The sequence below is a fragment of the Kerstersia sp. genome (assembly GCF_052103615.1).
In the GTDB taxonomy this organism is placed as follows: Bacteria; Pseudomonadota; Gammaproteobacteria; order Burkholderiales; family Burkholderiaceae_B; genus Kerstersia.
In genome coordinates this window covers 22,929-30,679 of record NZ_JBQEKA010000037.1, presented here as the reverse complement: position 1 = coordinate 30,679, position 7,751 = coordinate 22,929, and the positions used below count along the sequence as shown (strand labels likewise).

Annotated in this window: 9 protein-coding genes; 2 read left to right on the top strand and 7 right to left on the bottom strand. The window is 62.7% G+C overall.

Features of this window, described 5'->3' with window-relative positions; genetic code table 11:
- The 7 genes from ACTJGZ_RS09645 to ACTJGZ_RS09615 form a co-directional block, all read right to left on the bottom strand.
- Positions 1 to 362, bottom strand: a 362-nt coding sequence (locus ACTJGZ_RS09645) for a GTP-binding protein (RefSeq protein ID WP_441662711.1), incomplete at its 3' end; no start/stop codon positions are given.
- Positions 362 to 1,345 carry a sulfate adenylyltransferase subunit CysD gene (gene cysD, locus ACTJGZ_RS09640; protein WP_441662710.1) on the bottom strand — a complete coding sequence of 328 codons (984 nt, stop codon included), beginning with the start codon at positions 1,343 to 1,345 and terminating at the stop codon, positions 362 to 364. The genes ACTJGZ_RS09645 and cysD, both read right to left, overlap by 1 nt.
- Before the next feature lie 114 nt (positions 1,346 to 1,459).
- Positions 1,460 to 2,215, bottom strand: coding sequence for a phosphoadenylyl-sulfate reductase (locus ACTJGZ_RS09635; RefSeq protein ID WP_441662709.1), 756 nt, complete (start codon positions 2,213 to 2,215; stop codon positions 1,460 to 1,462).
- Entirely contained in the window at positions 2,212 to 3,279 is a 1,068-nt protein-coding gene (locus ACTJGZ_RS09630; protein ID WP_441662708.1) for a sulfate/molybdate ABC transporter ATP-binding protein, read from the bottom strand. Before ACTJGZ_RS09630 ends, ACTJGZ_RS09635 begins: the two co-directional genes overlap by 4 nt.
- Before the next feature lie 11 nt (positions 3,280 to 3,290).
- Positions 3,291 to 4,202, bottom strand: a complete 912-nt coding sequence (gene cysW / locus ACTJGZ_RS09625; protein ID WP_441662707.1) for a sulfate ABC transporter permease subunit CysW — start codon at positions 4,200 to 4,202, stop codon at positions 3,291 to 3,293.
- Positions 4,202 to 5,071 carry a sulfate ABC transporter permease subunit CysT gene (gene cysT / locus ACTJGZ_RS09620; RefSeq protein ID WP_441662706.1) on the bottom strand — a complete coding sequence of 290 codons (870 nt, stop codon included), beginning with the start codon at positions 5,069 to 5,071 and terminating at the stop codon, positions 4,202 to 4,204. Before cysT ends, cysW begins: the two co-directional genes overlap by 1 nt.
- Positions 5,072 to 5,089: 18 nt before the next feature.
- Positions 5,090 to 6,112: a sulfate ABC transporter substrate-binding protein gene (locus ACTJGZ_RS09615; protein ID WP_441662705.1), complete on the bottom strand. Its 1,023-nt coding sequence runs from the start codon at positions 6,110 to 6,112 to the stop codon at positions 5,090 to 5,092.
- A 171-nt stretch (positions 6,113 to 6,283) separates the two neighbouring features.
- Between ACTJGZ_RS09615 and ACTJGZ_RS09610 the strand changes: the two genes are divergently transcribed.
- Both ACTJGZ_RS09610 and ACTJGZ_RS09605 read left to right on the top strand, forming a co-directional pair.
- Complete coding sequence (locus ACTJGZ_RS09610; RefSeq protein ID WP_441662704.1) at positions 6,284 to 6,544, top strand: metal/formaldehyde-sensitive transcriptional repressor; 261 nt, start codon at positions 6,284 to 6,286, stop codon at positions 6,542 to 6,544.
- A 39-nt stretch (positions 6,545 to 6,583) separates the two neighbouring features.
- Positions 6,584 to 7,693: an S-(hydroxymethyl)glutathione dehydrogenase/class III alcohol dehydrogenase gene (locus tag ACTJGZ_RS09605; RefSeq protein WP_441662712.1), complete on the top strand. Its 1,110-nt coding sequence runs from the start codon at positions 6,584 to 6,586 to the stop codon at positions 7,691 to 7,693.
- Positions 7,694 to 7,751: the final 58 nt, after the last annotated feature.

The window sequence follows — 7,751 nt, the reverse complement described above, 5'->3', positions numbered from 1 at the left end:
CCAGGCGCATCGGCCACGATGAATTTGCGGTGCGGCGTGGCGAAATAACGGTACGCGACGTCGATGGTGATACCCTGCTCGCGCTCCGCCTCCAGGCCATCGGTCAACAGTGCCAGATCCGGCGCATCGCCTTCGGTGCGCTTGTACTTGGCGCGTGCGATGGCGTCGAGCTGGTCGGCGAAAACGCCTTTGCTATCGAACAGCAAACGTCCGATCAGCGTGGACTTGCCGTCATCGACCGAACCCGCGGTAATGAAGCGCAGCACGCCGCCATCGGCCTGCGTGAAGGCCGCCGTCAGGGACGCGGCGCCAGGCTGTTGCGCCTCGGCCCGCTCCAGAATCACGCTGGAACTTTCGCTCATCAGAAATACCCCTCTTTTTTACGGCGCTCCATCGATGCCTCGGAAGTCTGGTCATCCATACGCGTGGCGCCGCGCTCGGTAATGGTCGTCACCGCGGTTTCAGCGATGATGCCGGCCACATCGTCCGCTTCGGATGCCACCGGGCAGGTGCAGGAGATGTCGCCCACGGTACGGAAGCGCACGGCCACGGTTTCCGCGGTTTCACCCTCAGCAGGCGGCGTCAGGCGGGTGACCGGCACCAGCAGGCCGCGGCGGCGCACGACCTCGCGCTGGTGGGTGAAATAAATGGAAGGCAGCGCCAGATTTTCACGCGCGATGTATTGCCAGACGTCCAATTCCGTCCAGTTTGAAATCGGAAACACGCGCATGTTTTCGCCCGCATGGACCCGCGTGTTGTAAAGGTTCCAGAGTTCCGGGCGCTGCGCCTTCGGATCCCACTGGCCGAATTCGTCGCGGAAGGAAAAGATGCGTTCTTTGGCGCGCGCCTTTTCTTCATCCCGCCGGGCGCCGCCGATGCAGGCATCGAAGCCGAATTCCTCGATGGCCTCAAGCAGCGTCACGGCCTGCGCCGCATTGCGCGAATCCGTTGCCTTACGCAACACCACGCTGCCGCGCGCGATGGAATCTTCGACACTGCGCACGATCAGGGTTTCGCCCAGCTCCGCAGCACGGGCATCACGAAAGGCAATCACTTCATCGAAGTTGTGCCCGGTGTCGATATGCATGAGCGGAAACGGAAACGCCCCGGGACGAAACGCTTTTTCCGCCAGGCGCAACAGCACGCAGGAATCCTTGCCGCCGGAAAACAGCAGCACCGGGCGTTCGCATTCGGCTGCCACTTCGCGCATGATATGAATGGCCTCGGATTCCAGCCAATCCAGGTGGCTACGTGCATCCAAGAAACCGGAAGATTGCGGCAAATGGCCTGCCGCTGCCGCCACGCGGCTCTGCGGCGCAATGCCCGCGCTAGTGCTGATAGTCATAACACCTCAGGGAAGAACTCCGGCCCGCAGGCTGGAACCGCCACACAGCTCTCAGGCTTGGCCTGTGGCTGCGATGAAACCGGCTGCCCCGGCCACAAGCCGAGGCAGCCATACTCAAGAAGACGCGGCGGAAGAGGCGCCAGCCTGGCGCGCCTCCGCCCGGTTACCGGCATGCAAACCGCACTCTTTGGAATCCGACGACTCCCACCACCAGCGGCCAGCCCGCACATCTTCGCCAGGCCGCACCGCGCGCGTACAGGGTTCGCAACCGATAGAGGGGTAGCCTTGGTCATGCAGCGGGTTATACGGAATCTTGCGCAGGCGGATGCTTTCCCACACCTCGGCCTCCGTCCAGGCTGCCAGGGGGTTGAATTTCACCAGGCCAAAGACTGCGTCCTGTTCCTGCTCGTGCAGTTCGCCCCGTGTTGCCGATTGCTCGCGGCGCTGCCCGGTGATCCAGGCCGACCGCCCTGCCAGCGCCCGCCACAAAGGCGCGACTTTGCGGATCTGGCAACAGGCTTTACGCAAATCCACACTTTCATAAAACGCATAGGCGCCGTGCTCGGCCACATGCGCCGCCACCGCTGCCGCATCCGGGCGGTAAACCGTCGGGCTGCGGCCATAGCGGGACTGCATCACGTCCAGCATACCCAGCGTTTCGGCATGCAGACGGCCGGTATCCAGCGTGAAGACTTCCAAGGGCAAGCCGCCGTCATAAATGGCATGGGCCAGCACCATATCTTCAGCGGCCAGCGAGGACGCCAATGCCGCATCCGGATGGCGCCTGGCGATATCCGCCAGACTAGCCTGCAAAACGGACCAGCGCTGCGCCTCAAGGGCGTGTCCGGACGCGGCGCCCATGGCCGTCATGCCCCGTCGCGGGCGAAAATCCGCGCCTGGCGCGGACGCGCCAGCAGAATTTCGCCTTCCTTCAGATTCAATTGGCGGTACACGCCTTCCGGCACCTGCGCCTCGATCAGCTGATCGCTACCCTCACGCGACAATTCCAGAAAGGCGCTTGGCCCGGCCAGGTAAGCATGATTCAGGCGCACCGCCAGCCCCTCGCCGCCTGCGGCATAGGGCACCACTTCCACTTCATGCGGGCGGACATAGGCCGTGGCAGCGCGTTCCGGCCCGGCCCCGAACTCAGGCGCCGGCAGCGTCCAGTCATCCAGACGCCAGACGCCATTGGCCGCCACGCCCTGGAACTGATTCACATCGCCCAGAAAGCCATAGACAAACGGCGTCGCTGGCGACTCCCAGACCTCCCGGGGCGAGCCCACCTGTTCGATTTTGCCCGCATTCATCATCACGACACGGTCTGAGACTTCCAGCGCCTCTTCCTGATCATGGGTCACGAAGACGCTGGCCACATTCAGCTCGTCATGCAAGCGGCGCAGCCAGCGGCGCAATTCCTTGCGCACCTTCGCATCCAGCGCGCCGAACGGCTCATCGAGCAGCAGGACACGCGGCTCTACGGCCAGCGCGCGCGCCAGCGCAATACGCTGACGCTGCCCGCCGGACAACTGCGACGGATAACGGTCAGCCAGCCAGTCCAGCTGCACCAGTTCCAGCAGCGCCTTCACGCGGGCACGGATATCGTCCTCGGAGGGGCGCTGGGCACGCGGCCGGACACGCAGGCCGAAGGCGACGTTTTCAAAAACCGTCATGTGCTTGAACAGGGCGTAGTGCTGAAACACGAAGCCCACGCGGCGCTGGCGCACATTGACATCGGTGGCATCTTCACCGGCAAACAGAACACTGCCCTCATCGGGCGTATCCAAGCCGGCGATGATGCGCAACAAGGTCGTCTTGCCGCAGCCCGAAGGCCCCAGCAAAGCCACCAGCTCGCCGGTTTCGATATGCAGCGAGACATCGTTGAGCGCACGGAAATCGCCGAAACGCTTGGACAAATGACGAACTTCAATACTCATGTGTGACTCCTTCAGGCGGCAGTGGCCGCCAGCGGCCGCTCCAGCGGCTGCGTCGCCGTGGCATAGCCGGGCCGGCCGGCGCGCTCATCGCGCCAGAGCACCCATTGTTTCAGCAACAGCGTGACCAGCGCCAGCAAAGCCAGCAGCGAAGCGACCGCAAAGGCCGCGGAAAACATATATTCGTTGTAGAGGATTTCGACATGCAGCGTCATGGTGTTGGTCAGGCCGCGTATCTGGCCGGAGACCACCGATACTGCGCCAAACTCCCCCATGGCGCGCGCATTGCTCAGGATGGCGCCATACAGCAGGCCCCATTTGATATTCGGCAGCGTGACGCGCCAGAACATCTGCCAGCCGGACGCGCCCAGCGTCAGCGCCGCCTGTTCGCCATCATTGCCCTGGGCCTGCATCAGCGGAATCAGCTCACGCGCAATGAATGGGCAAGTGACAAACAAGGTAGCGATAATCACGCCTGGCACGGCATACACAATTTTCAGGTCATGCGCCTGCAGCCACGGCCCGAACCAGCCTTGCGCGCCGAACAGCAGCACAAACACCAGGCCCGCCACCACCGGCGACACCGAAAACGGCAAGTCGATCAAGGTAATCAGGAACTGCTTGCCGCGAAACTGGAACTTGGTAATGGCCCAGGCCGCTGCTACGCCGAACACCAGATTGACCGGCAGGGAAATGGCCGCCACCAGCAGCGTCAGGCGGATGGCATCAAGCGCATCGGAATCCGTGATGGCGGCCAGGTACACGCCCCAGCCGCGCCGCAAGGCCTCGGCAAAGACCGACACCAGCGGCACCAGCAGGAACAAGCCCATGAACGCCAGCGCCAGCGTAATCAGCACATAGCGCACCCAGGCCGGTTCTTCCAGCGGGCTGCTGCCCTGGCGTGCGGGTATCGTCGCGGGGTTCATCAGCGCACCCCGCCGCGGCGCTGCTGCCAGGCTTGCAGCAGATTAATCAAGAGCAGCAACAGGAAGGCAGCTACCAGCAATACCGTGGAAATGGCGGCCGCCCCGGCATAATCGAAACGCTCCAGCTTGGAGACAATCAGCAGCGGCGCAATCTCGGACACCATGGGCCGGTTGCCCGCGATAAACACCACAGAACCGTATTCCCCCACCGCCCGCGCGAAAGCCAGCGAGAAGCCGGTCAACAAGGCTGGCAGCACGGCCGGGAACAAGACATGCAGAAAGGTCTGCCAGCGGCCTGCGCCCAGGCTGGCTGCCGCCTCTTCCAATTCTTTTTCCACATCTTCGAGTACCGGCTGCACCGTGCGCACCACGAATGGCAGACCGATAAAAATCAAGGCCACCACAACGCCCGCGGCACTATAGGAAATCTTCCAGCCGAAGAACTCATAGAGCGGCTTGCCCAGCCAGCCCTTGGTACTGTAGAGATAACTCAGCGCAATCCCGGCCACCGCCGTGGGCAGCGCGAAAGGCAGATCGACCAGCGCATCCAGAATGCGCTTGCCCGGGAAGGAATACCGCACCAGCACCCAGGCCACAATCATGCCGAACACCAGATTGACGAAAGCCGCCAGCAGGGCGGCGCCGAAGGTCAGCCTGTAGGCGGCCAGCGCCTGAGGGGTGCCCACGGCAGCCAGAAAGCCTTCCCATCCCAGGCCGGCCGCCTTGATCGGCAACGCGGCCAGCGGGATCAGCACCAGCAGGCTCAGATAGACCAGCGTGAAACCCATGGACAGGCCGAAGCCCGGCAGCACGCCGGGGCGGCGGCGCCGGCTTGCGACCACAGGAAGATTCAATGTCGTTGCCGTCATGCTCGCCCCCGGCCTTTCTCAGCGCCCGGGCTGGTAAATCTGGTCAAAGCTGCCGCCATCACCGAAGTGATCGGCCTGCGCCTTGCGCCAGCCGCCGAAGACATCGTCGATGGTAATCAGCTTGACCTCAGGAAACTGGCTGGCGTATTTGGCCGCCACCGTCTTGTCTATCGGCCGGTAGTAATTCCGGGCGATGATTTCCTGGGCTTCCGGGGTATAGAGCCACTTCAGATAGGCTTCCGCCACCTCACGCGTGCCCTTGCGGTCCACGACCTTGTCAACCACGGCGACCGGCGGCTCGGCCAGAATCGACAGCGACGGCACGACAATGTCGAACTCGCCTTCCCCCAGCTCCTTCTGCGCCAGGAAAGCCTCGTTCTCCCACGCCAGCAACACGTCGCCCACCCCCTTCACGAAGGTCGAGGTGGAGCCGCGCGCACCGGTATCCAGCACCGGCACATTTTTGTAGAGCTCGCGCACAAAGTCCTGCGCCGCCTGCTGGTCGCCGCCGCTCTTGTCCAGCGCATACGCCCAGGCGGCCAGATAATTCCAGCGCGCGCCCCCGGATGTCTTGGGGTTGGGCGTGATCACTTCCACGCCCGGCTTGACGAGATCATCCCAGTCTTTCAAACCCTTGGGATTGCCCTTGCGCACCAGGAACACGATGGTAGAGGTGTAGGGCGAGCTATTGCTGGGCAAACGCGCCTGCCAATCCTGGGCCAGCTGGCCGTGATCGGCGATGGCGTCGATATCGTAAGCCAGCGCCAGCGTGACCACATCGGCGTCCAGGCCATCAATGACCGAACGCGCCTGGCGGCCCGAGCCGCCGTGCGAGGGGCGAATCGTCACGGTGTCGCCCGTCTGCTTTTTGTATTCCTCGCTGAAACGCTCATCAATGGCGCGATACAGCTCACGCGTCGGGTCATAGGACACATTCAGCAGCGTCCACGACTTGCCCTCGGCCTGCGCGGCAGCGAGCGGGGCCAGGACAGACGCTGCCAGAATACCGGCAGCCAGCAGAAACTTATTTCCAATAGACATTTTTAGGACTCCGTTCATGGCAGGAACGGGTCAGTGTGCAACGCATGCAAATAAAAGCGAACGAAGCAATTTTCCATTGCTCATCCCCATTAGGCATAAGAATTTCTGGATATGAGCTAATACCTACCGGGGTGATATACTCCCCCCCAGTACATAACCAGGCTGGCCCCCATGCCCTATACCCCCACTGAAAAACGCAAGGCAGCAGCGCGCGTGCGCCGCATCCAGGGCCAGGTCGAAGCCTTGGGCCGCATGCTGGACGGCAATGCGCCCTGCAGCGATGTACTGCAACAGATCGCCGCGCTGCGCGGCGCCGTCAATGGCCTGATGTCCAGCGTGCTGGAAAGCCATCTGCGCGAAAGCCTCGCGCCGGTCGCCCCCCAGGAAACCGTGGACGACGCCATTGGCCTGGTGCGCTCCTACCTGAAATAACCAACGGCCTGCCTGGCCGCCACCAAAGGAAACCTGATGATTAAATCCCGTGCCGCAGTCGCCTTCGAAGCCGGCAAACCGCTGGAAATCGTCGAGATCGACGTGGAACCGCCACGCAAGGGCGAAGTCCTGGTAAAGATTACCCATACCGGCGTTTGCCACACCGATGCTTTCACCCTGAGCGGCGACGACCCGGAAGGTATTTTCCCCGCTGTGCTCGGCCATGAAGGCGCCGGCATCGTGGTCGAAGTCGGCGAAGGGGTGACATCGCTGCAAGCCGGCGATCACGTCATTCCGCTTTACACCGCCGAATGCCGTGAATGCAAATTCTGCCTGTCCGGCAAAACCAATCTGTGCCAGAAAGTGCGCGCGACCCAGGGCAAGGGCCTGATGCCCGACGGCACCACGCGCTTTTCCTACCAGGGCAAGCCCATCTATCACTACATGGGCTGCTCGACCTTCAGCGAATACACCGTGGTGCCGGAAATTTCACTGGCCAAGTTCAATGCGGCAGCCGACCATGAAAAGGTCTGCCTGCTGGGCTGTGGCGTCACGACCGGCATTGGCGCCGTGCACAACACCGCCAAAGTCAAGGAAGGCGACACCGTGGCCGTATTCGGCTTGGGCGGCATTGGCCTGGCCGTGATCCAGGGCGCGGTGCAGGCCAAGGCGGGCCGCATCATCGCTGTCGATACCAATCCGGGCAAATTCATCCTGGCGCGCGCCATGGGCGCCACCGACACCATCAACCCCAAGGATTATGACCGCCCGATTCAGGACGTCATCGTGGAAATGACTGACGGCGGCGTGGACTTCTCCTTTGAATGCATCGGCAATGTGCATGTCATGCGTGCCGCGCTGGAATGCTGCCACAAGGGCTGGGGGGAAAGCATCATCATCGGCGTGGCAGGCGCCGGGCAGGAAATCAGCACCCGGCCCTTCCAGCTCGTTACCGGCCGCGTGTGGCGCGGTTCGGCCTTTGGCGGCGTAAAGGGCCGCACCCAGCTGCCCGGCATGGTGGAAGATGCCATGACAGGCAAGATCGACCTGGATCCGTTCGTCACGCACACGCTGCCGCTGAACGAAATCAATGAAGCCTTCGACCTGATGCACGAAGGCAAATCCATCCGCACCGTCATTCACTTCTAAGCGGCATCAGGCACAAGGCCTGCCGGTTTCGTTTCCGAATACCGGCAGGCCTTGCCTG

Bases quoted from the DNA above. Each gene is read 5' to 3' on its own strand.
- cysD (WP_441662710.1), bottom strand. From the start codon at position 1,345: ATGACTATCAGCACTAGCGCGGGCATTGCGCCGCAGAGCCGCGTGGCG.
- ACTJGZ_RS09635 (WP_441662709.1), bottom strand. From the start codon at position 2,215: ATGACGGCCATGGGCGCCGCGTCCGGACACGCCCTTGAGGCGCAGCGC.
- ACTJGZ_RS09630 (WP_441662708.1), bottom strand. From the start codon at position 3,279: ATGAGTATTGAAGTTCGTCATTTGTCCAAGCGTTTCGGCGATTTCCGT.
- cysW (WP_441662707.1), bottom strand. From the start codon at position 4,202: ATGAACCCCGCGACGATACCCGCACGCCAGGGCAGCAGCCCGCTGGAA.
- cysT (WP_441662706.1), bottom strand. From the start codon at position 5,071: ATGACGGCAACGACATTGAATCTTCCTGTGGTCGCAAGCCGGCGCCGC.
- ACTJGZ_RS09615 (WP_441662705.1), bottom strand. From the start codon at position 6,112: ATGTCTATTGGAAATAAGTTTCTGCTGGCTGCCGGTATTCTGGCAGCG.
- ACTJGZ_RS09610 (WP_441662704.1), top strand. From the start codon at position 6,284: ATGCCCTATACCCCCACTGAAAAACGCAAGGCAGCAGCGCGCGTGCGC.